General features: G+C 58.1%; 24 protein-coding genes and 1 tRNA gene. 10 read left to right on the forward strand and 15 right to left on the reverse strand.

All coding sequences use genetic code 11. From position 1 onward, the window contains the following. Positions 1-26: 26 nt before the first annotated feature. Positions 27-1,163: a hypothetical protein gene (locus SynNOUM97013_RS01785; protein WP_186480539.1), complete on the reverse strand. Its 1,137-nt coding sequence runs from the start codon at positions 1,161-1,163 to the stop codon at positions 27-29. Positions 1,164-1,345: 182 nt separating this feature from the next. Between SynNOUM97013_RS01785 and SynNOUM97013_RS01790 the strand changes: the two genes are divergently transcribed. Then, positions 1,346-1,987, forward strand: coding sequence for a DNA-3-methyladenine glycosylase (locus SynNOUM97013_RS01790; RefSeq protein WP_186480540.1), 642 nt, complete (start codon positions 1,346-1,348; stop codon positions 1,985-1,987). A 60-nt stretch (positions 1,988-2,047) separates the two neighbouring features. Next, positions 2,048-3,088: an aspartate carbamoyltransferase catalytic subunit gene (locus SynNOUM97013_RS01795; RefSeq protein ID WP_186480541.1), complete on the forward strand. Its 1,041-nt coding sequence runs from the start codon at positions 2,048-2,050 to the stop codon at positions 3,086-3,088. Here the strand turns inward: SynNOUM97013_RS01795 and SynNOUM97013_RS01800 are convergent. The 6 genes from SynNOUM97013_RS01800 to SynNOUM97013_RS01825 all read right to left on the reverse strand — a co-directional run bounded on the left by SynNOUM97013_RS01800 (position 3,037) and on the right by SynNOUM97013_RS01825 (position 5,869). Continuing rightward, complete coding sequence (locus tag SynNOUM97013_RS01800; RefSeq protein WP_186480542.1) at positions 3,037-4,542, reverse strand: NAD(P)/FAD-dependent oxidoreductase; 1,506 nt, start codon at positions 4,540-4,542, stop codon at positions 3,037-3,039. The two genes, SynNOUM97013_RS01795 and SynNOUM97013_RS01800, sit on opposite strands and share 52 nt — an antisense overlap. Positions 4,543-4,622: 80 nt before the next feature. Beyond that, on the reverse strand, positions 4,623-4,964 hold the full coding sequence (locus tag SynNOUM97013_RS01805; RefSeq protein ID WP_186480543.1) for a DUF565 domain-containing protein: 342 nt from the start codon (positions 4,962-4,964) through the stop codon (positions 4,623-4,625). A gap of 227 nt (positions 4,965-5,191) precedes the next feature. Continuing rightward, positions 5,192-5,392: a hypothetical protein gene (locus SynNOUM97013_RS01810; RefSeq protein ID WP_006042295.1), complete on the reverse strand. Its 201-nt coding sequence runs from the start codon at positions 5,390-5,392 to the stop codon at positions 5,192-5,194. A gap of 66 nt (positions 5,393-5,458) precedes the next feature. Further along, positions 5,459-5,611 (reverse strand): hypothetical protein, encoded by a 153-nt coding sequence (locus SynNOUM97013_RS01815; RefSeq protein WP_186481674.1) that lies wholly within the window; start codon positions 5,609-5,611, stop codon positions 5,459-5,461. A 3-nt stretch (positions 5,612-5,614) separates the two neighbouring features. Further along, a complete protein-coding gene (locus SynNOUM97013_RS01820) occupies positions 5,615-5,776 on the reverse strand; it encodes a PCP reductase family protein (protein WP_186480544.1) in 162 nt (53 codons plus the stop codon). Positions 5,777-5,796: 20 nt separating this feature from the next. Continuing rightward, a tRNA-Ala gene (locus tag SynNOUM97013_RS01825) sits at positions 5,797-5,869 on the reverse strand. Between the two features lie 70 nt (positions 5,870-5,939). Here SynNOUM97013_RS01825 and SynNOUM97013_RS01830 point away from each other — a divergent pair. Together SynNOUM97013_RS01830 and coaBC are read left to right on the forward strand one after the other, a co-directional pair. Beyond that, on the forward strand, positions 5,940-6,143 hold the full coding sequence (locus SynNOUM97013_RS01830; RefSeq protein ID WP_255442893.1) for a DUF2555 domain-containing protein: 204 nt from the start codon (positions 5,940-5,942) through the stop codon (positions 6,141-6,143). A gap of 4 nt (positions 6,144-6,147) precedes the next feature. Beyond that, on the forward strand, positions 6,148-7,410 hold the full coding sequence (coaBC, locus tag SynNOUM97013_RS01835; protein WP_186480546.1) for a bifunctional phosphopantothenoylcysteine decarboxylase/phosphopantothenate--cysteine ligase CoaBC: 1,263 nt from the start codon (positions 6,148-6,150) through the stop codon (positions 7,408-7,410). On the opposite strand, the gene SynNOUM97013_RS01840 is transcribed toward coaBC, so the two are convergent. Then, a complete protein-coding gene (locus tag SynNOUM97013_RS01840; protein ID WP_186481359.1) occupies positions 7,407-7,667 on the reverse strand; it encodes a hypothetical protein in 261 nt (86 codons plus the stop codon). The genes coaBC and SynNOUM97013_RS01840 overlap by 4 nt on opposite strands. 163 nt (positions 7,668-7,830) lie before the next feature. Between SynNOUM97013_RS01840 and psbO the strand changes: the two genes are divergently transcribed. The 5 genes from psbO to SynNOUM97013_RS01865 all read left to right on the forward strand — a co-directional run bounded on the left by psbO (position 7,831) and on the right by SynNOUM97013_RS01865 (position 13,200). Then, entirely contained in the window at positions 7,831-8,652 is an 822-nt protein-coding gene (psbO, locus tag SynNOUM97013_RS01845) for a photosystem II manganese-stabilizing polypeptide (protein WP_186481360.1), read from the forward strand. Positions 8,653-8,796: 144 nt separating this feature from the next. Next, positions 8,797-9,963 (forward strand): sulfate adenylyltransferase, encoded by a 1,167-nt coding sequence (gene sat / locus SynNOUM97013_RS01850; protein WP_186480547.1) that lies wholly within the window; start codon positions 8,797-8,799, stop codon positions 9,961-9,963. Positions 9,964-10,009: 46 nt separating this feature from the next. Further along, on the forward strand, positions 10,010-11,863 hold the full coding sequence (ftsH, locus tag SynNOUM97013_RS01855) for an ATP-dependent zinc metalloprotease FtsH (protein ID WP_186480548.1): 1,854 nt from the start codon (positions 10,010-10,012) through the stop codon (positions 11,861-11,863). Between the two features lie 13 nt (positions 11,864-11,876). Continuing rightward, a complete protein-coding gene (locus tag SynNOUM97013_RS01860) occupies positions 11,877-12,491 on the forward strand; it encodes a bifunctional 4-hydroxy-2-oxoglutarate aldolase/2-dehydro-3-deoxy-phosphogluconate aldolase (RefSeq protein WP_370586438.1) in 615 nt (204 codons plus the stop codon). 52 nt (positions 12,492-12,543) lie between these two features. Continuing rightward, the gene (locus tag SynNOUM97013_RS01865) at positions 12,544-13,200 is read left to right on the forward strand and encodes a hypothetical protein (RefSeq protein ID WP_186480550.1); all 657 of its coding nucleotides are present in this window, start codon (positions 12,544-12,546) and stop codon (positions 13,198-13,200) included. 22 nt (positions 13,201-13,222) lie between these two features. On the opposite strand, the gene aroC is transcribed toward SynNOUM97013_RS01865, so the two are convergent. The 6 genes from aroC to psbA form a co-directional block, all read right to left on the reverse strand. Then, positions 13,223-14,311, reverse strand: a complete 1,089-nt coding sequence (gene aroC / locus SynNOUM97013_RS01870; RefSeq protein WP_186480551.1) for a chorismate synthase — start codon at positions 14,309-14,311, stop codon at positions 13,223-13,225. A gap of 34 nt (positions 14,312-14,345) precedes the next feature. After that, complete coding sequence (locus SynNOUM97013_RS01875; RefSeq protein ID WP_186480552.1) at positions 14,346-14,849, reverse strand: cupin domain-containing protein; 504 nt, start codon at positions 14,847-14,849, stop codon at positions 14,346-14,348. A gap of 188 nt (positions 14,850-15,037) precedes the next feature. Further along, on the reverse strand, positions 15,038-15,925 hold the full coding sequence (locus tag SynNOUM97013_RS01880) for a bile acid:sodium symporter family protein (RefSeq protein WP_186480553.1): 888 nt from the start codon (positions 15,923-15,925) through the stop codon (positions 15,038-15,040). Positions 15,926-16,006: 81 nt separating this feature from the next. Continuing rightward, positions 16,007-17,341 carry a DUF2252 family protein gene (locus SynNOUM97013_RS01885; protein WP_186480554.1) on the reverse strand — a complete coding sequence of 445 codons (1,335 nt, stop codon included), beginning with the start codon at positions 17,339-17,341 and terminating at the stop codon, positions 16,007-16,009. 373 nt (positions 17,342-17,714) lie between these two features. After that, positions 17,715-18,611 carry a tetratricopeptide repeat protein gene (locus SynNOUM97013_RS01890; protein ID WP_186480555.1) on the reverse strand — a complete coding sequence of 299 codons (897 nt, stop codon included), beginning with the start codon at positions 18,609-18,611 and terminating at the stop codon, positions 17,715-17,717. Between the two features lie 233 nt (positions 18,612-18,844). Next, positions 18,845-19,924 carry a photosystem II q(b) protein gene (gene psbA, locus SynNOUM97013_RS01895; RefSeq protein WP_006040880.1) on the reverse strand — a complete coding sequence of 360 codons (1,080 nt, stop codon included), beginning with the start codon at positions 19,922-19,924 and terminating at the stop codon, positions 18,845-18,847. A gap of 175 nt (positions 19,925-20,099) precedes the next feature. On the opposite strand from psbA, the gene SynNOUM97013_RS01900 reads away from it, so the two are divergent. Then, complete coding sequence (locus tag SynNOUM97013_RS01900) at positions 20,100-21,716, forward strand: photosystem II high light acclimation radical SAM protein (RefSeq protein ID WP_186480556.1); 1,617 nt, start codon at positions 20,100-20,102, stop codon at positions 21,714-21,716. Here the strand turns inward: SynNOUM97013_RS01900 and SynNOUM97013_RS01905 are convergent. Continuing rightward, positions 21,680-22,528: a CPBP family intramembrane glutamic endopeptidase gene (locus SynNOUM97013_RS01905; RefSeq protein ID WP_186480557.1), complete on the reverse strand. Its 849-nt coding sequence runs from the start codon at positions 22,526-22,528 to the stop codon at positions 21,680-21,682. The genes SynNOUM97013_RS01900 and SynNOUM97013_RS01905 overlap by 37 nt on opposite strands. Positions 22,529-22,533 lie beyond the last annotated feature (5 nt).

The raw sequence follows: 22,533 nt of genomic DNA on the forward strand, positions 1-22,533 counted from the left end.
TTGGCCGTGGCCGATCAAACGTTGTTTTAAGACAGATCCACGACGAAGCTCAGTGGTTCAACCGAACCATCACCATCGGGATAGTTGGCGAAGCCCACCACTTGATCGGCATAGATCGAATTGGCAGTGCTGAACACGCTTTCAATGTCGGTTCCGCTTTTCATGATGTCGAGGGTGTTCCACTCCGCTGCTTCCTTGAAGGCACCGCTGCGATCGCGTTCAATGGTTGCCACTGAGGCGATTGCCAGTTCTTCGTCACCGTTCAGATCTACCGATGTCGCAGGGAGGTGATAGGCCCCATCGTCGTCGCGATAAATTCCTTCGAAGTGAGTGATTAGATCGGCACCATCTTGTTCGTTGTTGTAAGAAAAAGTTTGATAATTAAAAAATCGTCCTGTAATTGAGTCGTAGTCAATTAAGTAGCCATCACCAATTGCGAGTTTGTCATCTTTTGAGTCGAGGACTGAGCCGCTTCCTCCGGCAATTGTGTAAAACCGTTTGTTGTTCTGCCAGATGCCATAGGCGGTATGCGTGACCAGAGGATTGCGATCTCCTGGGAAGCGAATGAATGATTGTTGTCCGCTTTGAAGGTCGACGAGAAAAGCTGTGGATTTCAAGCTGAAATATCCTGTTCTTCCGTCGCGATCCGCCTCGTCGGCATTGCCAACGGCCAAGCCACCGTCCACGGAGTGGACAAAGGTGTAGGTCGCGCGTTGCCTGGACTTGGTGATGCCTTGGATGGCGTTCCATCCACGGATGGTGGAGCCGTCCGATCGTCCGGCATACGTGAACCCCACAACCGCCGGATCGAAGGGGTTCGGGCTGCCCTCGGTGTCTCTGGTGAAAGCGCCCACGTAATTGACCCGGTCAACCCCCGGAAGGCGATCAGGCCCGTACACGCTGGTGCCAGCAGCTTCGAATCGCTCAGGGATGGAAACGATGGACCATCGCCCTGATCCGCTTACGCCGTTGGATTGCGCCGCGTCCAAGGGGCCTTGATAGGCCAGGCCGACGGGATTGGGGCCCGACGAGTTATTCGCGCCGACCAGCAAATAGCTGTTGTCTGTCTCGCCGCCTTTGATTCCCTGTAAGTAAGTGACGACCTCAGGCGAAGACCCTGGGTTGTACTGAAAGGGCGAGATGGTTGATTCAGGCTTGGTCATTGCAATCCACTCGCCACTTGTTGATCTTGGCGTCTGTTGTTCAAATCCTTGCGTTCCTCAATGTTTTTTTAGAATTCATCGAGTCATGGCTTGCTGGTTAATTAGAGAGGCATTTGTTTCATGATTGTGCTGTCAGTTCAGGCGGTTGTTGTTGCTTCTCTATGTAGCCTTGTCAGGATGAAATGAATACGGTTGTCGCTCCCGTCGCCGATATGTCCATCGCCAAGAATTTCCCAGCTCTCCCTCAATCCTTCTTTTGCTGCCCCGCAGAAGTTGTCGGACCTGGCTTGGTGGGCTGCAGGTTGGTGAAACGCCAAACAGACGGCAGCCTGCTCTGGGGTGTGGTGGTGGAAACGGAGGCGTATTCCCAGGATGAGCCCGCCTGTCACGGCTATCGCCGCCGTTCACCGCAGAACGAAACCCTGTTCGGTGAGCCAGGGCGGTTCTATGTGTATGTCAGCTATGGCATCCACCACTGCGTGAATGTGGTGACGGATCGGGCTGAATGGGCGAATGGCGTGTTGCTGCGAGCGGTGGCGCTCCCGGATGAACCCGAACGGGTGGCGGCAGGGCCTGGATTGCTGGCGCGCCGTTTTGGCATCGATCGCCAGCGTGATGCCTGTTCGGTTTGTGGTGAGCATGACCTGTGGCTGGCGCCGCGCACTGCCGCACTGATGGATCCCGTGTTGACCACCACCACCCGCATCGGTATTTCCCAGGGGCAAGCGTTGCCCTGGCGCTGGTATCTGCAAGCCAGCCGCAGTGTGAGCAAGCGTGCGCGCGGCGATCGTTCCCCGAAGCCTGCTGATGCCTTCCGACCGTGATGAGGCGTGGGCGGACGCGCGATGGGCCTCTACGGTTAATAGCAGTGATCGGACGCCCAGTTGAGCGCCTGGACCCACCGTCACATCCTTGATCTTGCGGATTTCTCCCGTGAGGATTTCGCCATGGTGCTGGAGCTGGCCCATCGCTTCAGTTCAATGCCAGCGACGGGTGCCAGAAGACTGCCGGCCCTGCAGGGTCGGCTCGTCGCCACGTTGTTTTTCGAGCCCAGCACCCGCACGCGCAGCAGCTTTGAGTTGGCGGCGAAGCGTCTTTCAGCAGATGTGTCCAGTTTTTCGCCGTCCAGCAGTTCGCTGAGCAAAGGCGAGTCGCTGCTGGATACCGCCCGCACGTATGTGGCCATGGGGGCGGATGTGCTTGTGGTGCGTCATCGCTGCACCGGTGTTCCTCGTCAGCTGGCGGAAGCATTGGAACGTACCGGTGAACGCACGGTGGTGCTCAATGCCGGTGACGGCCTGCACAGCCACCCCAGTCAGGGTTTGTTGGACCTTTACACGCTCGCTCATTACTTTGACCCCAAAAATCCGTTGCCTGAGGCACTGCGCGGGCGTCGCATTGTGATCGTGGGTGATGTGCTCCACTCCAGGGTCGCGCGTTCCAATCTCTGGGCGCTTAGCGCCTGCGGCGCGGATGTGGTGCTTTGCGGGCCCCCCAGCCTTGTTCCGGAGGCCTTTGCCCATTTCCTCGATGCGCCGCCGCCTGGTCAAACGCAGGATCCGGTGTCGCAACGCGGTTCACTCACGCTCAGCCGGGATCTCGATGCTGCACTCGTGGGAGCGGATGCTGTGATGACGCTGCGCTTGCAGAAAGAACGCATGCGCCAAAACATGCTGACCGATCTCGATCGCTACCACCGCGATTACGGACTTACCCATGAACGGCTGCGGCGCAATGGGTGCAGCATCCCTGTGCTGCACCCAGGGCCTGTGAACCGGGGGATCGAGATGAGCGGCGCTCTGCTCGATGACCTGAACGCCAATCTTGTGGAACGTCAGGTCAGCAATGGCATCCCGATCCGTATGGCCCTGCTCTATTGGATGGCGGCTGCTGAATCCGCGCTGGATCCGCCGTCAGTGGTTTGAGTGGACCGGCCTGACACCTGGTTGGAGTAGTAATCCATTGCTGCGCGGAGCGCAGCTCCGGGTTCGGCAATCGAGGGACCTGTCTCGGGAGCCATCGGGAACGCGGCATCCGGTGCATCCAACCCCATGTGCTGGCTGGGCATCCCTGTGAGCAGCATGGAGGCACGGTCCTGTGACACCACCGCAAACATCCACTTGACGAGCAGGGTCACGCGGTTTTCCCGGGTGGGCATGAAGGCCAGGTGGGCCGCTGCCCACAGCAGCCACCCGATGCCGCCTTTGAATTTCAAGCCCCGCAGGTCAGCGACGGCATCGATGCGGTCGAGCACTGCCATGCTGCCGAAATCAAACCAGCTAAAGCTGGGCCGTGCCGTCCCGGCCACGATGGCGGCGATGTCTTTGCCGACGAATCCACCGGCCTGGGTGGCCGGTCCCGCCATGCCAGGTAGCGGCTTGCCATCACGTGTGTGCTTGTAGCTGCAGAGGTCTCCCACCACGCGAATCTCGGGATGCCCAGCCACCGAGAAGTCGGGTTCCACCACCACACGGCCGGCGCGATCGGTCTCACAGCCGACGGAATCGGCCAGCTTGCGTCCCAGATGAGAGGGGCGCACACCTGCGGTCCAGATCACGGTGGCGGCTTGCAGGCGCTGATCACCGTCGGGTGTCCCTACAACCACCTCGCCGGGTTGCATTGCTTGCACCCGGCCTTTGAACAGAAACTCAACGCCGAGATCGCTGAGCGATGTTTGCGCTGCTTCGGAGAGTTGTTCCGGCATGGCGCGCAGCACCCTTTCGCCAGGATCCACAACCACGATTCGGGTGTCAGCTGGATCCAGTTGTCGGAATTCCTTGCGCATGGCATTGCGCATCAATTCCGAGGTGGCACCGGCCATCTCGCAGCCTGTGGGGCCACCACCAACAATCACTACTGTTTGTAGGAAGCGCCGAGCTTGCAGATCGGGAGTCTGTTCGGCCTGTTCCATGGCCATCAGCAGACGCCGCCGAATCTCTTCGGCATGTTCGAGGATCTTCATCGGTGGCGCAAAGGTGCGCCAGTCCTCGTGGCCAAAATAGGTACTGCCGGACCCTGTGGCCATCACCAGGTAGTCATAGCCATAGGTTTTGCCGTTGAAGACGATCTGCTTGCTGTCGGTTTTGATCTCGGTCACTTCCCCGAGCAAAACCTGCACATTGCGCTGACGTCCAACAAGCTGGCGGAGCGGTGTGGCGACATCACCTCGCGAAACCAGCCCTGTTGCCACTTGATACAGCAAAGGTTGGAAAAGGTTGAAATTGCGTTTGTCGATCAGAGTGACTCGAACGTCAGCCTGAGCTAACGCTTTGCAGGCCCGCACGCCTGCAAAGCCACCACCAACGACCACCACATGGGGAGCTTCGCGCAGACGCTCTTCAGGTGGCTCCAGCTCGAGGAAGAAGTGCTCTCCAGCCATGGATGCATCGGCGGCGGGTTTGTTTGCAGCGTATGGATGCCAATCCGATTTGTCTGCGCTTTTCGCAGCACTCTCGACTTTCAGAGAAGTTTGAAACCTTCCAGCAGCAGCCCATACAGCAGGCCGATTCGCGTCATGTCGAGCAGTTGCCGGCCAAGGTGACTGCGTTTGTCGCGTGCCCAGTGGCGACGCACTCGCACCATCACTTCCATCAGTCCCACGCTGAGCATGGCGGCCACGGGGTCCATAAGGCCCAGGCTGCCTGAGATGGAGGCAATGCCGTTGCCGATCATGAAACTGCCTGTCAATGCAATCAGCAGCAACGACGCTCGGCGCCAGGGGTTAGTCGCCCAAAGATCCAGTCGGGTCGAAGCATCGCCGACGCTGCGCTGGAGACGTGTGGATTGGAGGCGCGCTGTCACTAAGAGACTCCCCCACAAAAGGGGCAGGGAAGACAACCGATGATCCCCATCACCCGGCCCTTGCCCTGCCAGCAAATGTATACACCATTTATGGCGTGTATGCCTTTATCAAGCGCTACATATTGGGGCTTTTTATGAAAAAAGCCCGGAGAATCTCCGGGCCGGATGATGGGGACTGGCGAAGGAAAGCCCGAACAGTCCCGTTCTACAAGGGGGGTGTTTCCGGGTCAGTCGGATTCGGCTTTAGCTTTGCGGGAGCTCTTGCCTTCGAGAAGTTCAAGCAACGCTTCCATTTGGGCCATCACGCCACGCACCTCTCCGGCCTCTGGCAGCAGGCCATCTTCCATCACGCCTTGATGCATTTCGCGCAGTTCCTGGCGGATATAGCGCAGGTGGCTGACGACCTGTTCGCGTTTCGACTGAGACATCAATCGTGGCTTTCTCAGCCTCTCTTTTACCGCATGGCCTGATCCTGCGGACCCATTCGCTGAACATCAGCGGCGCGCCAGCCCTCCAGCCAGCAGGATCAGGCCATAGGTGAGCAGTGCTGATGGACGCATCAACACTGATAAAAAGGTGGTCATTGTCAACGCGCTCAGCAGCACCGGTCGGATCGAACGTCGGTAGCTGGTCAGAGAGCGTGCCATCACTCAGCGTTGTGCAAATTGTGCGCGGGCTTCGGCATAAAAAGCAGCATCGATGCATTCGAGCTGACGTTCCTTTGCCATGGATTCAATTCTTCGCCGTACGGCGGGACGCACGAAGAATGGAACTTCCTTGAGTGATTTTTCTGCTTCAGCGCTCCAGTTCACTCAGTTCCAACCATCCTCGATGGAGAATAGGGGATTCGAACCCCTGACCTCTGCGGTGCGATCGCAGCGCTCTACCAACTGAGCTAATTCCCCGCGCAGCGCAACTTAGCGCCTGTGTTTGCGATCTTCTGGGGGCAGGATGGATGAAAGTTCCAACGTTTGGATGCCGATTACACCGGAGCGACTGGCCGCCTTTGATGAAGTCTCGGTGGCAACGTTGGCGCGTCGTCTTGAAGACGACGACTATCCGACGCCGTTTGAGGGCCTCGGTGATTGGCATCTGCTCAGGGCACTTGCGATTCACCGTCCGGAACTCACGGCTCCCTACGTCCATCTGATCGATCAGGAGCCCTTCGACGAGGACTGAAGCGATGGAGGGTCTGCTTAAGGGGCGACGGATTTTGGTGGCGGCCTGTGGAAGCATCGCCGCAGTGAAGACGCCGCTGCTGGTCAGTGCGCTGGTGAAAGCCGGGGCTGAGGTGCGTTGCGTGGTCACCCGAAGCGCGGCTGAGTTGGTCAGCCCAGTGGCGTTGGCCACTCTCAGTCGTCAGCCCTGCCTGCAGGATGCCGACCAGTGGGATGCCGCAAGACCACGGCCGCTCCACATCGAATTGGCGGAATGGTCTGAGCTGGTGATCGTGGCTCCGCTGAGTGCGTCATCGCTGGCTCGTTGGGTTCACGGTGATGGTGAGGGGTTGTTGGCCAGTCTGCTGTTGGCCTGCGAATGCCCAGTGCTGGCCGCCGCCGCCATGAACACCGCGATGTGGCAGCACCCGGCCGTACAACGCAACTGGCTTCTCTTGCAGGACGACCCTCGCGTGTTGCCCCTGCAGCCCGAAGGTGGGTTGCTGGCGTGTGATCGCATTGGCACCGGCCGGATGGCGGATCCAGGTCAGATTGAACTGGCTGCGGCCAGTGTCCTGCTGCAGTCGAATGCCGAAGGCACCATCGCCAGAGATTGGCAAGGACGCCATGTGGTGGTGAGTGCCGGTCCAACCCAAGAGGGGCTGGATCGCGTTCGTGTGGTGTCCAATCGCAGCAGTGGCCGAATGGGGGTTCTGCTGGCCCAGGCTGCTCGCCTTCGAGGTGCCAGCGTTGATTTGGTGCATGGCCCGCTGCAGGTGCCTGTCTCTTGGCTTGAGGGGCTGCATTGCCATCCTGTTCAGTCGAGTGCAGCGATGGGTGACTGTCTGGACCAGCTCCAGCCCTCTGCCGATGCGGTGTTGATGTGTGCGGCAGTGGCGGATCTGCGACGTGCCGAGCCTGAGGACCCTGTTGATCCCAAGTTGCCAAAAGATTTGCTGCTGCAAGCAATGGAGAGCGGTTGGGAGCTGGTCCCGGATCTGCTCAGGCGGTTGGTGGATCGCCGCCCCGAAGGTCAGCTCATGCTGGGTTTCGCCGCCTTGGCTGGATCCGAAGAGCAGCTGCTTTCCGGTGGTCGCGAGAAGTTGCTCGCGAAAGGGTGTGATCTGTTGATGGTCAATCCCATCGATCGTCCTGGCCAGGGATTCGAGAGTTCACAAAACGGCGGCTGGCTGCTGGGACCCGCCGATCAGGCTGAGGCGTGCGCCCCGCAACACAAGCTCGCTCTTGCGCACCACCTGCTGAATCGCCTTCGTCGCTTGGCGGCTTAGGCGGCCATATCAGCGGGGCCTTGATCGAGAAGATCAATGAATGTGCGCAATTGCAACCGCGGGATGTAAGGCCATCCGCCACTGCGTTCCATGGTCTGCAGCAGGCCGAAAAGCTTCTGGCGATCTTCTGGGAGGCTGGCCCGGAATGCGCCGTCTTGGAGCTCCCGATGCAGTGCTTCGAGCTCCCGCAGCAGCATCAGCAATGTTTCCGGGTCACCCCGGTGCTCCTCTGACAGCTCACGCAGCTGATCGAGCATCGGCTGCAGTGTGTTGTGAATGGATTGGGTGCCGTTGCTCTCCACCGAGAACGCTTCACGTTGTTGAGACGTGCAAAAGGCTAGCCGGAACGGCTGTTTGCCCCTTGTAGGATCCGCCAAACCGGTGGATACCTTCATCGTCCGGCCTTTGGGCATCTCCTCCATGCGCTTCCGTCCCCTGCTGGCCTTGGTGCTGGCTTTCTGTCTCACCTTTGTGACCGCCTGCAGCGGCGGTGCTGACGCTGTCGAACGTGCGAATGTCACGTACGACGACATCCGCAACACAGGCAAGGCCAACGACTGCCCCACCCTGTCTGATTCCGCTCGCGGCTCTATCGCTCTCACTCCTGGCAGTGCTTACGAACTCCGTGGCATCTGCATGCACCCCACCCAAGTGTTCGTGAAGGGTGAGCCTGCAAACAAGCGTCAAGAAGCCCAGTTCATCGAGGGCAAGATCCTGACGCGTTACACCTCCAGCCTCGATGAGGTCTATGGCTCTCTCGTGGTGGGTGAGAACGGCATCGCCTTCCAGGAAGAGGGCGGCATCGACTTCCAGCCCATCACCGTTCTCGTCCCCGGCGGTGAGGAGTTCCCCTTCACCTTCTCAAGCAAGAACCTGCAGGCTGAAGCCGAAGGCGCTGCCATCACCACCAGCACGGACTTCGAGGGCACCTACCGCACCCCCAGCTACCGCACCAGCAACTTCATCGATCCCAAGGGTCGTGCCCTGACCACAGGCGTCGACTATCCCCAGGGTCTGATTGGTCTGGGTGGCGACTACAAGGAGCTGGAGACTGAAAACGTCAAGCGATACATCGATGGTCAGGGTGTGATGAGCCTCTCCATCACCAAGGTGGATCCTGAAACCGGTGAATTCGCCGGTGTTTTCTCCGCCATTCAGCCTTCCGACTCCGACATGGGTGGTCGTGAAATCGTTGACGTCAAGATCAACGGTGAGCTGTTTGGTCGTCTTGAAGAGGCCTGATTCCAGGTTGGGCTGACCCGTCTCTAGCGATGGGTCATTGGCAAGGGGGGCACAGCCCCCCTTTTTGATGTCTTGATGTCGGATGCCGGTCTTCACGCTGCGGTCTGGGAGAATCGCGCCGATATCCCTCCGCTCCGGCCTGTCATGACCGCCAGCACCTCTGCTTCCAAGACCGGTGTGATCGCCCCCTACGGCGGCACGCTCGTTGATCTCATGGTGCCGGAGGCTGACCGCACCGCTGTGAAGGCCTCTGCGACCAAAACCCTTGAGTGTTCCGATCGCAATGCCTGCGACGTGGAGCTGCTGACGGTCGGTGGCTTTTCGCCCCTGCGCGGGTTCATGCACCAGGAGGATTACGACGCCGTCGTCAGCGGTCACCGTCTGGCGTCCGGTCAGCTGTTCGGTCTGCCGATCGTGATGGACACAGACCGCGATGACGTCGAGGTCGGCGACAAGCTGCTGCTCACTTACAAGGGTCAGGATCTCGCCGTTCTCCATGTGGAGGACAAGTGGGAGCCCAACAAAGTTGCTGAAGCACAGGGTTGTTATGGCACCACCTCGATCGAACATCCGGCGGTGCGCATGATCACCATGGAGCGCAAGCGCTTCTATCTCGGTGGCAGCGTTCAGGGTCTTGAGCTTCCCCAACGCGTTTTTCCCTGCAAGACCCCTGCCGAAGTGCGTGCTGGTCTTCCCGATGGCCAAGACGTCGTGGCGTTCCAATGCCGCAATCCCATTCACCGCGCCCACTACGAGCTGTTCACCCGTGCGCTGCACGCTCAGAACGTCAGTGAGAACGCCGTTGTGCTGGTGCACCCCACCTGTGGCCCCACACAGCAGGACGACATCCCTGGCGCTGTTCGCTTCCAGACCTACGAGCGCCTGGCGGCGGAAGTGAACAACGACAGCATTCGCTGGGCTTATCTGCCCTACGCGATGCACATGGCAGGTCCTCGTGAGGCTCTGCAGCACATGATCATCCGCCGCAACTACGGCTGCACTCACTTCATCATCGGCCGCGATATGGCGGGCTGTAAGTCCTCCCTCAGTGGTGACGATTTCTACGGTCCCTACGACGCGCAGAACTTCGCCAAGGAGTGCGCGCCAGAGCTCACCATGGAGACGGTGCCCTCGCTCAACCTCGTCTACACCCAGGAGGAGGGTTACGTCACTGCTGAGCACGCCGAAGCCCGTGGTCTCCATGTGAAGAAGCTCAGCGGCACCCAGTTCCGCAAGATGCTGCGTGGTGGTGAGGAGATTCCTGAGTGGTTTGCTTTCCGCAGCGTTGTGGAAGTGCTTCGGGCCGCCTGAGCTCTCAGGTTCCTATTAACATTCCTTCACCAGAGGCGGAAGATCCTTGAACAAGCGTTGGCGAAACATCGGCCTCGGGGCCTTGCTGGTTCTGGCGATCGTTGTGATCGCTCCAGCTTTCTTTGGAGGTGGCAGCGGTCCTCAGCCTGAGGCTCGCTCCTTGCGATACAGCGATTTTGTAGAGCGTGTTCAGGAGGATCAGGTCAGCAGGGTGCTGCTGTCTCCTGATCGCGGTACAGCCCAAATCGTGGAGAACGACGGTCGTCGCGCGGAGGTGAACCTCGCTCCCGATAAGGATCTGCTGAAGCTGCTCACCGACCACAACGTTGACATTGCTGTTCAGCCTTCCCGTCAACCGGGCGCCTGGCAGCAAGCTGCCACCAGCCTGATTTTCCCTTTGCTGTTGCTCGGTGGGCTTTTCTTCCTCTTCCGCCGTGCCCAAGGTGGCGGAGGTGGCGGTAATCCCGCGATGAACTTCGGCAAGAGCAAGGCTCGGGTTCAGATGGAGCCCTCCACACAAATCACCTTCGGTGATGTGGCCGGTATTGAGGGCGCCAAGCTCGAACTCACAGAAGTTGTCGACTTTCTCAAGAACCCCGATCGTTTCACCGCCGTCGGCGCCAAGATTCCCAAGGGCGTGTTGCTGGTGGGCCCTCCTGGTACCGGCAAAACCCTGCTGGCCAAAGCGGTGGCTGGAGAAGCGGGAGTGCCGTTCTTCTCCATCTCGGGCTCTGAATTCGTCGAAATGTTCGTTGGTGTTGGTGCCAGCCGCGTCCGCGACCTGTTCGAGCAGGCCAAGAAGAATGCCCCCTGCATCGTGTTCATCGATGAAATTGATGCTGTCGGTCGCCAGCGTGGTGCCGGCCTCGGCGGCGGCAACGACGAGCGTGAGCAAACCTTGAACCAGCTCCTCACGGAGATGGATGGTTTCGAGGGGAACACCGGCATCATCATCGTGGCAGCCACCAACCGCCCTGACGTCCTTGATGCTGCACTGATGCGCCCCGGTCGTTTTGACCGTCAGGTGACTGTGGATCGTCCCGATTACGCCGGACGTCTCCAGATCCTCGGCGTTCATGCCCGTGGCAAGACCCTTTCCAAGGACGTGGATCTCGACAAAGTGGCGCGTCGTACCCCCGGCTATACCGGCGCTGATCTCTCCAACCTTCTGAATGAAGCGGCCATCCTTGCTGCTCGCCGTGATCTCAGCGAAGTCAGCAACGACGAGATCAGCGACGCCATCGAGCGTGTGATGGCGGGTCCGGAGAAGAAAGACTCCGTGATGAGTGATCGCCGCAAGCGTCTGGTCGCCTATCACGAGGCGGGCCACGCTCTGGTTGGAGCCTTGATGCCCGACTACGACCCGGTTCAGAAGATCTCCATCATTCCCCGTGGTAATGCTGGCGGCCTCACCTTCTTCACCCCGAGTGAGGAGCGGATGGAGTCGGGCTTGTACTCCCGTACTTATCTGCAGAACCAGATGGCCGTTGCCCTTGGCGGCCGTGTGGCGGAGGAGATTGTCTACGGCGAAGATGAAGTCACCACTGGTGCCTCCAACGATCTTCAGCAGGTGGCGTCAACAGCACGTCAGATGATCACGCGCTTCGGCATGAGTGACAAGCTTGGACCTGTGGCCCTGGGGCGCTCCCAGGGAGGCATGTTCCTGGGCCGCGATATTGCTGCTGAACGTGATTTCTCAGAAGACACTGCCGCCACCATCGACGAGGAAGTTTCTGAACTGGTCGCCGTTGCCTACAAGCGTGCCACCAAGGTTTTGGTCGACAACCGTTCGGTGCTCGATGAGCTCGCAGACATGCTTGTTGACCAGGAAACCGTCGATGCTGAGGAGTTCCAAGAACTTCTGATTCGCAGCGATGTCCGCATTGCCGAATACGTCTGACCGATCGGAGAGGTTGATTCGCAGTCTGCGTCTTCAACCTCTCCTCGTTGTTTTGCGTCCAGACGCCAGCGACTTCCAATCAGCGTTGCCTCACACCCGTCTCTGTCGTCAGCTGGATCAGCTGGCAGAGGCGGGTGTTCTTCATGTGGAGCTGGCCTGGACTGCCGACCCTCGCTGGGCCGATCTGGTGATGGCCTTGAAGTGCCGTCATCCCCAGTTGCAGATCGGTGCTGCCTCGATCACAGAGCTGTCTGCCCTCGAGCGAGTTGCTGAGCTCGACATCAGCTATGCCATGTCTCCTTTGCTGGATCCAGCACTTCAGGTCAGAGCGGATGCGCTTGATTGCTTGCTGGTGCCAGGTGTGATGACGCCATCCGAGATTCGCCAGGCCAGCAAGCTTGGCTGCCGGTTGGTCAAGTTGTTTCCGGCCAGCGTGCTCGGTTGCGGGTTTCGTCGCCAGATTGCTGCGCCGATGGGTCCGCTTCCGTTCTTGATTGCGGCAGGAGGGCTGCGAGCGGTGGATCTGTCCCCATGGCTCCGCGCCGGCTATGACGCCATTGCTCTGGGGCGAACGGTGTTCGAAGACGACCGGCTGGACCCCTCCCTGGGCGCGTGGCTCAACCCATAAGTGGTAGTCCTGAGACTCATCTGCTACACCTGAGATAGATATTGCGTCACTGATGTCTCAGTTATCCATCAAGTTGAGCGATAAGGCTGATGCCTTAATCGCCCAGTTGCAGAAGGAGATCTTCAATCGACGGCGAAAGAAGGTCACCGCTGCCGGTGTTGTCGAGACTCTTGTTGAGAGTGGTGCCCGCTCGCAATCCGACAAGCGTTTCGCCACCTCTTGGGTCAATCTGATCCAAGACATCGAAAAGGCGGCCAAGCTTGCCAATGCGCATGGCAGCAAACCGTCGACACTGACGGATGAAGAGTGGGTGATGGTGCTCAGCCATCGCAACCGTCAGGCTGCTGCCAAGCCCGCGCGCAAAACCGGTTCCAAGCAGCGCACGGCCCCAACAAAGTCAGCAACGAAGACGACGTCATCGCGCAAGTCTGCTGCCAAAACAACGACTGCTAAATCAACAACAGTTCGCGGCGCCAAAAAAGCCTCGAAAACCAGCGCATCGAAGGTTGCTGCTGCAAAGAGTGCCCCAGCGAAGACCGCGTCTGCCAAAACCACCGCATCTGTGGCATCAGCAGGCAAGCCGCGACCCGCGCGGAGAGCGCGTAAGGCCACCAAGTCCGCGTCAGTTGGCTCAGCAGCCGGCCGCATGGCCAAGGCTGTCGCTCAGCTCGCCAGTGCCAACGGCATCAGCTCACCCGCACGGAGCTGATGCGCTGCGTGGAGTGCTCACTTCACCAGAGGCTGCACTGGCCTTGCTGTCTCAGCAGATGATCGGCCAGCACCAGATTCACCATCGCTTCCACCATCGGCACGGCCCTTGGCAGCACGCAGGGGTCGTGACGTCCTTTAGCGGCGAGGGTTGTGGCCTCCCCCTTGTCGTTGATGGTCTGCTGCTCCTTGCGGATCGTGGCGGTGGGTTTGAAGGCCACGCGGATCACGATTGGCTCACCGTTGCTGATGCCGCCCTGAATGCCACCGGAATTGTTGGTGGCTGTGCGCAGTCGACCGTCGTCGCTCGGTAGGAAAGAATCGTTGTGCTCGCTGCCTTTGAGTTGTGTGCCGGCAAAGCCGGATCCAATCTCGAATCCTTTGGTCGCCGGCAATGACATCACTGCCTTGGCCAGGTCGGCTTCCAGTTTGTCGAACACCGGCATGCCCAGGCCCACCGGTGGACGATGGACCACGCATTCGATCAGCCCACCGCAGGAATCTCCCTCCCGGCCAATGGCCTCGATGCGTTCGATCATCCGGTCCGCCATGACGGGATCGGGACAACGCACGATGTTCGCTTCCACGTCATCTCTGCCGACGCTGTGAATGTCGACGCTGGCCTCCAGGTCGTGAATGCGTTTCACCCAGGCCACCACCTCGGTGCCGTGTGCCTTGAGCAGCATCTGTCGAGCGATGGCTCCAGCCGCGACGCGCCCAATTGTTTCGCGCGCTGATGCGCGGCCACCGCCACTGCGTGCCTGAATGCCGTATTTGGCCTGATAGGTGGCATCCGCATGGGATGGCCTGAAGGCCACTTCCATCTCCTTGTAATCCTGCGGCCGCTGGTCTTTGTTGCGCACCACCATCGCGATCGGTGTTCCCAGCGTCATGCCATCCATGACGCCGCTGAGAATTTCCACCTGATCGGCTTCCTTGCGTGGTGTCGTGATGCGACTTTGGCCAGGCTTGCGTCGGTCCAGTTCAGCCTGGATGGCGTCCCGGTTGATTTCCAGCCGCGGTGGACAACCCTCCAGGATCACGCCAACCCCGCCCCCGTGGGATTCCCCAAAGGTGCTGATACGGAACAGGGTGCCGAAACTGCTGCCCAATGGAATGCCTTCACTGGCATGAGCGTAAGAGAGCTCAGATCAGCGCGTTCAAGGCCCCAGCTGGGTGTTGGTCAGAGGGACGGTCTCGCAGCATCTCGAAGTCACCAAAGTCGAAGCCTGGCCCGACGCAGCAGCTCACCAAGGAGTACTGACCTTCCGCACGGGCTGCCATCCAGTGCCCGGCTGGAACCGCATGCACCGGTTGGTGCAGAGACAGCACGGTTTGTTCAGCCACGCCACCTTCTGGTTGCAGTGTCCAGAGGCTCAAGGGCGAGCCTTGAAGGTGTGTCCAGACTTCGTCAGCGTGGTGAACGGCATGCCATCGGCTGATGGAGCCTGCATCCAGCAGATAAAGGATCGTGGTGATGGCTGGGCGTTGCTGGCCATCGTTTCGCTGAACCGACAGTGCGCTGCGGTGCAACTCCTTGAACCAGCCACCCTCCGGATGAGGAGTCAGTTGCCACTCGCGGATCAGCTGATCCACCACTTGTTGGGGTGATCGCGTCGAAGTGGTGGTGTCCGGGGACGAGTCAGGCATCAGTTCGGAGTTTTCGCAAAGCGCATCCGCTTCCAGAAGAGCCTGACCTCGTCGTGAGTGCAACCCATTGATCCATCAGCTTCTCCGGCGGCGTCACGCGAAGGTTGGGTACCAGAGCAGCAGATCAGGCTGAAGGCAACGCTGTTGGGATTCATCGGGTTTCCTGGCGATGTGTTTTGTTTGGCAACTCAGTTCGCTTCGGATGTTGCTGGATTGTTGGATTGCAGACCCCGTCGCCAAAGGATGAAGGGAAGGATGGTGACCGTCATCAGCACGCCGTAGACCGCTGAAGGCAAGCTGAAGCTGTTCAGCTCTCCCTGCGTCAGTGCGGGGCCAAGCAAGGACCCGACGACGATACCGATGGTTCCGTTTTGAAAGCCCGCTTCAATGGACAGGGTTGTGGTCTGAGCTGTGGGCAGCTGCAGCAAGGCGCCGAGCGCGAGTCCGATGGTCAGCATGAGCAGATTGAGGCTCAGCAAGGTGGGACCGATCACCGAAAGATTGGAGGTGAACACGTTCCATTGGCTGGTCAGGGTCCCGACCACGATCAGCAGGAACAGCAGATTGGCCAGTCGACTGGCCGTCGGTTCCACACGTCCGCAGAACTGGGGTGCTTTCTGCTTAAGCCAAACCCCGATCAGCACCGGCACGGTGGCGATTGAAAACACCTTCAGGCTGAGCGGCAGGATCGAAATCTCCAGGGCTTGATTCGGCATGAACAACGGTGCTGTGACGCCAAGAATCAGCGGCAGGCTGATGGCTGTGAACAAACTGGCGAGCGCGGTGAAAGAGATCGATAGGGCGACATCTCCACGTGACAGGCGCGTCATCACATTGGAGGTGATACCACCTGGGCAGCAGCTCAGAATCATCACGCCGACGGCCAGTTGGCCATTCAGCCCGAATAGGCGCAGCAGGATGAAGGCCACTATGGGAAGCACAATCACCTGGGCCAGTGCACCGGCCAGCAGTGCACGTGGTTGTCGGAACGCCCGCGTGAAGTCCTCTGGTTTGAGGGACAGACCCAGGCTCAGCATGATGAAAGCCAGGCCGACGGAAAGAATGAGTTCGATCAAGGACTATCCAGCTGTGCAAAAACTTCGGGGAAGACTAACTGTGGTCCTCCAAACAGCCAATAAGGCTTGCAATCAAAGTCTTTACTGCTTTGCAAGTGCGTCTAAATGCGCGTGAAAATCATGCCAGTCACGACGAACTTGTTCTGCATAAGGTTGTGACACTGAGCGCACGAAATATTGGAATTCTGAGGGTTGATCATGCGCGATGAGATTGAGTTTATCCTCGAACGTGGATGTTGTTTGATGGTTGGTGAGACGCCGTGCTGCTCTTCGGTGTTTTAGAGCAAGCACCTCTCCCCACTGCTTCGCCATCAGGAGAAATGCTTTGGAGGAAAGTTGTGTTGTGTCAAAGTCGCGCTTGTAAGGACAGCGCTCACGGATGGAATAGCTTTCATGTTCGAGGTTGAGCCATCCCAGATGATGATCTGGGAAATCAGAGAGTGCCCTATAGGCATCGGCATGACGGATGGCGTGACTTGAGAAGTTCTGGTTGTATTCGTCTGTTTCCTCTTGGCTCATGTATCCATAGGCTGTGGGTTGATGTTGAAGTTTGATGTCCAGGATGAAGTCATGCTCCTCTGAATCCTGATCCGTTTCACGGATCAGGGCATAAAAGCGTTGATTACCCAACGAGCCTGTGCCTGCCCCGATGCGTTCAGCAACATCAAGAATTTGCATGCGGCTTTCAGAAAGCTCGAGGCCTGCGGATTCATCGTGGTGTTTTCGATAACTTTTGAGAGCGTCCCTTAATTGTTCACTACGCTGCCCGTCAAGGGGCTTGACTTTGCTCGGGTTGGGCTTGAAAAGACGATTTTCTGAGCCGATTGTCCATTTTTCGAGCATTTTTCTCCTCGAGCTTTTCTTCTCAGTTTTTTTTAGAAAATCCGATAGTGGTTTGCAGGTGTTGTTTGAGGTAAACGTGGTTGCAAACAGTTTTTCTGCTTTCACCGTTTTCTGGAAGCTCTTTAAATAAGAGCTGGAAAATGCATCGAGGGCAGTGCTGATTGTTTCTGTGTCGTAGAGCTGGCGTTCCCAGCAGTCGAGCACGATGCTCGTTGAGAACCGCCAAATGTCATATTGATAGTCGGCAACAAGCGAATCGTCGAAATCGTCAAAGCCAAAGCAGACCTTTTCGCCTTGATGCTTGAAGGCGCCCATGTTGTAGACATGAGAATCGCCTTGAAGCCATGTTCTGGACCATGCAGCTCCTCCGAATTGATGGAGTCTCCAGGACCCTGCAAAATCTGCCCAGAACAAATGATTGGTTCCACGATAAAAAATATAAGGGGATTGAGCCATCTTCTGAAATTTGATCCGCTTCGGCTCCTCCGGGAGATAAGAATTTTGGGCCCGAATTGCTTCTAGGATTTTGCCGTTTCGGTCATAGCTTTTTGATTTGCCAATCAGGTCTTTCATGCGGGTGCCTCCTCTGCCTTTTCTGCTGTCGTTCTAGCTAGGAGCGTTCCAAGGGTTGGTCTTGACGCCAACAAAAATCCCCCTTTGGGGAGAAGACTTCCCGATTGAACCGAAGCTGAATCTCTTTCCGATTTCAACCTCAGGCTGTTTCGAGCAATCGATGGTTGGAGCTTGCAGAGCCAAAGGGCTGGACTCAGCAGCAGCCCGGTCGACGGAAACGGAAAGAATGAGTCGATCAAGCTCGATGCAGCCGTTTGCGAGGGAGCAGGTCAAGTGCGGACGCATGAATCCATCAAAATGTCGAGCTGACGGCTCGGTGGGTCAAAAACTTGCTCTTTAAAGAAGACGCTCTACAACCAGTGAAAGAAGCGACTTATTGGCAAAATTGGGCATTGAGTAAAGATGCCCGTTGGTCGCCGAGTGAAGCCGCTTTGCCAAGATCGACACAAGCCTCTGCTTCGTTGCCGAGTCCACTTCTGGCGATGGCGCGGTTGACGTAGAAGTTGGCAAAGTTGGGTGCGATCTGAATCGCCTGATCAAAATCCTGGATTGCTTCCTGATAGCGGCCAAGATCAGATAGAGAATTGCCTCGATTTCCGTAGGCAATCGCCAGAGTGGGCTGAAGCTTAATGGCTTTCGTGTAGTCGTTAATTGCAGATTTGTTGTCCCCTAGTGCTCTGCTGATGGCGCCTCGATTCACATAGGCAATTGTGAGGCTTGGATTGATTTTTATGGCCTCGTTGCAGTCTGAGAAGGCATCTTTGAGTTGCCCTAGATTTAATTTTGCGGCGCATTTGTTGGCATGTGCCATGGCAAGGCCCGCATCTAAGGTCAATGCTTTATTGCAATCACTGAGGGCGGATTGGTATTGCCCCAGTGATACCTTGGCGCTGCATCGGTTCAGGTAAGAAGGGGCGAAGGCAGGTCCTTTCTCAATGGCGCGATCGCAATCCTTTTCGGCCTCAGAGAAATCACCCAGTTTTAACTGAATTGAGCAGCGGTTGTAGTAAGCGATGGCCAGAGAAGGATCAATCTGGATGGCCCTGTTGCAATCATTCCAGGCTTTTTCGTAGTAGGAAGCGTCGGCCGTGGCTTCGGCAAGCTGGGTGTATGCACCACAGCGATTCATCAGTGCGACTGCATGATTTGGATTCTTTTGAATGATGCGATCGAAGGTCCGAATTGCGGCTGTGTAATCGCCGGCCAGAAATTCCTGAAAGCCTCGCTCCACTTGCTGATCGCTTTGAGCATGGCCTGGCAGATGTGCCATGCAAGCTGTTGCGACAACAGCAAGAGAGAGAAAAGATCTAAGGATCAGAGGTGTGTGCAAGATCTTTGCTGATATTTTTCGACTCTATTCATCAATCTGATTTGTGCAAGAGGGATGACTCGACGATTGATCGTTGAATCCCCTCGAGTGGTCCTTAACACACAACAAAAAGCCCCCTCGTGAGAGGGGGCTTTCCGATTCAACCGAAGCTGAATCTTTTTGAGACTTCAGCCTCAGCCGATGGCGGGAGCTTGCAGAGCCACAGGAGTGGACTCAGCAGCAGCCAGGTCGAGGGGGAAGTTGTGAGCGTTGCGCTCGTGCATCACTTCCATGCCGAGGTTGGCGCGGTTCAGCACATCAGCCCAGGTGTTCAGGACGCGGCCCTGACCATCAAGGATGGACTGGTTGAAGTTGAAACCGTTCAGGTTGAAAGCCATGGTGCTGACGCCCAGGGCAGTGAACCAGATGCCAACGACAGGCCAGGCAGCCAGGAAGAAGTGAAGGCTGCGGCTGTTGTTGAAGGAGGCGTATTGGAAGATCAGGCGACCGAAGTAACCGTGGGCAGCCACGATGTTGTAGGTCTCTTCCTCTTGGCCGAACTTGTAGCCGTAGTTCTGGGACTCGCTCTCGGTGGTTTCACGCACCAGGGAGGAGGTCACCAGGGAGCCGTGCATGGCGGAGAACAGGGATCCACCGAACACACCTGCGACGCCCATCATGTGGAAGGGGTGCATCAGGATGTTGTGCTCAGCCTGGAACACCAACATGAAGTTGAAGGTGCCAGAGATGCCCAGGGGCATGCCGTCAGAGAAAGAACCCTGACCGAAGGGGTACACCAGGAACACGGCGGAGGCAGCAGCCACGGGTGCGCTGTAAGCAACGCAGATCCAGGGGCGCATGCCGAGGCGGTAGGAGAGTTCCCACTCGCGGCCCATGTAGCAGAAGATGCCGATCAGGAAGTGGAAGACAACCAGCTGGTAAGGACCGCCGTTGTACAGCCACTCATCGAGAGAGGCAGCTTCCCAGATGGGATAGAAGTGAAGGCCGATGGCGTTCGAGGAGGGCACAACAGCACCAGAGATGATGTTGTTGCCGTAGATCAGGGAGCCAGCAACGGGCTCACGGATGCCGTCGATGTCGACGGGGGGTGCTGCGATGAACGCAACGATGAAACAGGTGGTGGCAGCCAGCAGGGTGGGGATCATCAGCACACCGAACCAGCCCACATACAGGCGGTTGTTGGTGGAGGTGACCCACTCGCAGAAGGACTGCCAGCCATTGGCGCCGGAGCGCTGCTGAATGGTGGTGGTCATGAGAACGGGAAAGAATGTCTCCGAGGAGACGGTTTATGGAAGGGCAGGAAGCCCTGCCAAGCCGGAGTGTAAAGCAACATTGCGGAACGTGTCCACAGCTTTATGAAGCTGATGTGAAGAACCGTTGAGCCGGCGCTCCGGCGCTCTAGCTGAGGTGCTTGTTAGCGTCCGAGCCATGGACGGAATCACTCACCAGCCAGCGTTACCAGTTCTGAATGATCCGTCAGATGAACGGGTGCTTCTTGTTCGTCTGCCTTGCAATCCCATCTTTCCGATCGGCCCGATTTATCTGGCCGATCATCTGCACAAGTGTTTTCCCGGAATGCCCCAGCGCATCCTGGATCTCGCTGCCTTGCCGGTGCTGGACGTGCACCGCGTGCTGCGCATCACCATCGATCAGTTCCGTCCCACGCTTCTGGTCTTCTCCTGGCGAGACATTCAGATCTATGCCCCGGTGGATGGGCGTGGTGGCAACCCATTGCAGAACTCTTTTGAAGTGTTCTATGCCCGCAATCCTCTGAAACGGCTGCATGGGGCCCTCGGTGGTCTGCGGTTGATGACGAGCCACTACGGAGAGTTGTTCCGCAATCAGACGCTGGTGCGCCAAGGCGTCAAACGGGCGCGGCGCCATCACCCCCAAGCCCGCGCTGTGCTGGGTGGGGGTGCCGTCAGTGTTTTTTACGAGCAGCTGGGGCGTTCACTGCCGAAAGGGACCATCGTCTCGATCGGAGAAGGAGAGCCTCTCCTTGAAAAGCTGATTTGCGGTCAGTCAATTCATTCCGAGCGTTGTTTCGTTGTTGGCGAATCCATCCGACCGGGGTTGATTCATGAGCAGCCAGAAAGCCGCCCCAAGACAGCCTGCGATTACAACTACATCGCCTCGATCTGGCCCCAGCTCGATTGGTACCTCGAAGGAGGCGATTTTTACGTGGGTGTGCAGACCAAGCGCGGCTGCCCTCACAACTGCTGTTACTGCGTTTACACCGTGGTTGAGGGCAAGCAGGTGCGCCTCAATCCCGTGCAGGAGGTGGTTAAGGAGATGCGACAGCTCTATGACCGGGGCGTGCGCGGCTTCTGGTTCACCGATGCGCAGTTCATTCCCGCTCGGCGTTACATCGAAGACGCCAAAGAGCTGCTCCGCGCCATCAAAGCTGAGGGACTGACCGGCATCCGTTGGGCGGCCTACATCCGTGCCGACAATCTCGACCCCGAGTTGGCTCAGCTGATGGTCGAGACCGGCATGAGCTATTTCGAAATTGGGATCACATCGGGTTCACAGGAACTCGTTCGCAAGATGCGCATGGGATACAACCTGCGCACGGTGCTCGAGAGCTGCCGGATGCTTGCTGATGCCGGATTCCGTGACCACGTCTCGGTCAACTATTCGTTCAACGTCATTGATGAGCGCCCGGACACGATTCGTCAGACCGTGGCTTACCACCGTGAACTCGAGCGGATCTTCGGCGCCGAGCAGGTGGAGCCGGCCATCTTCTTCATTGGCTTGCAGCCCCACACGCACCTGGAGCAATACGGATTTGACCAAGGGCTGATCAAGCCGGGCTACAACCCAATGAGCATGATGCCCTGGACCGCACGCAAGCTGCTCTGGAATCCTGAGCCGATGGGAAGCACCTTCGGCCAGGTTTGCCTTGAGGCCTTTGACCGCAACCCCTCCGATTTCGGGCGCACGGTGATGGATCTGCTGGAACGGGACTACGGAGAAGCCCCGCTCAACGAAGCTCTCCGCGCCTCACTTCATGGTCGTGCTGCTTTGGCTAAAGCTGTCAGCTGACCCACAAGCAGCAAACTCAGGGCTGTGATTCCCACAACTCCGCCCAAGGGATTCGCATGAAGTCCCCCGGGACCAATCAGCCACTCCGGTGCACTGGGCGAAATCTGCAACAGTCCAGCCCGCAGGGCGAACCAACCGCCAACCAGGCCTCCGTGAAGGCCAACACATCCCCATAAAGACCCCCCATCCAGTCGACGCTGCACCGCAAGCACCAGACCTAGAAGCATGAGGCCTGTCAGCAGCCCGATCATCGGCAGGACCCCTTGATCGAAGCGGGTATGCACCAAGCTGAAAATGACCGCCTGACCAATCACTGCGATACGGCTGCCTGCGATTTCGTTCAATTCGCCCCAGAGCCATCCTCGGAAAAGCAGTTCTTCCGCCAGGCCAACCCCGAAGCAGAGCAAAAGCGCATTCAGGACGTCTCCGCTGGTGAGCTCTCCAAGCCACCGGCCCCATGACCCAAAGATGAGTGGAACGCTGATCAGCACCAAGAGGCCCACGGAGCGCAGCAATCCATAGGCCAGACAAACAGCGCCAGAGGGCTCTCCCCTGCGACTGCGCAACCCCAGCGTCAACCAGGGATGGCGACTGTTCCAGCGCTGCCGCACCCAGCTCGGCAGCAGAAGAATGAACAGCAGCAGGCTCTCGATCGTGCCGATCAGCGACAGCCGTGCCGCCGAGGTTTCAGGCAGCACCTGGGCCAGGGGCTGTGCCAGCAGCCAACCCAGCCCGTAGAGCAACGGAATCAGCAACAGAGTTGCGATCCAGCGAGGACGTGCCTGGAGCAGCCGTCTCCAGGTCTTCACCATGACAG

It is taken from the genome of Synechococcus sp. NOUM97013 (genome assembly GCF_014279815.1).
Lineage (GTDB): Bacteria > Cyanobacteriota > Cyanobacteriia > PCC-6307 > Cyanobiaceae > Synechococcus_C.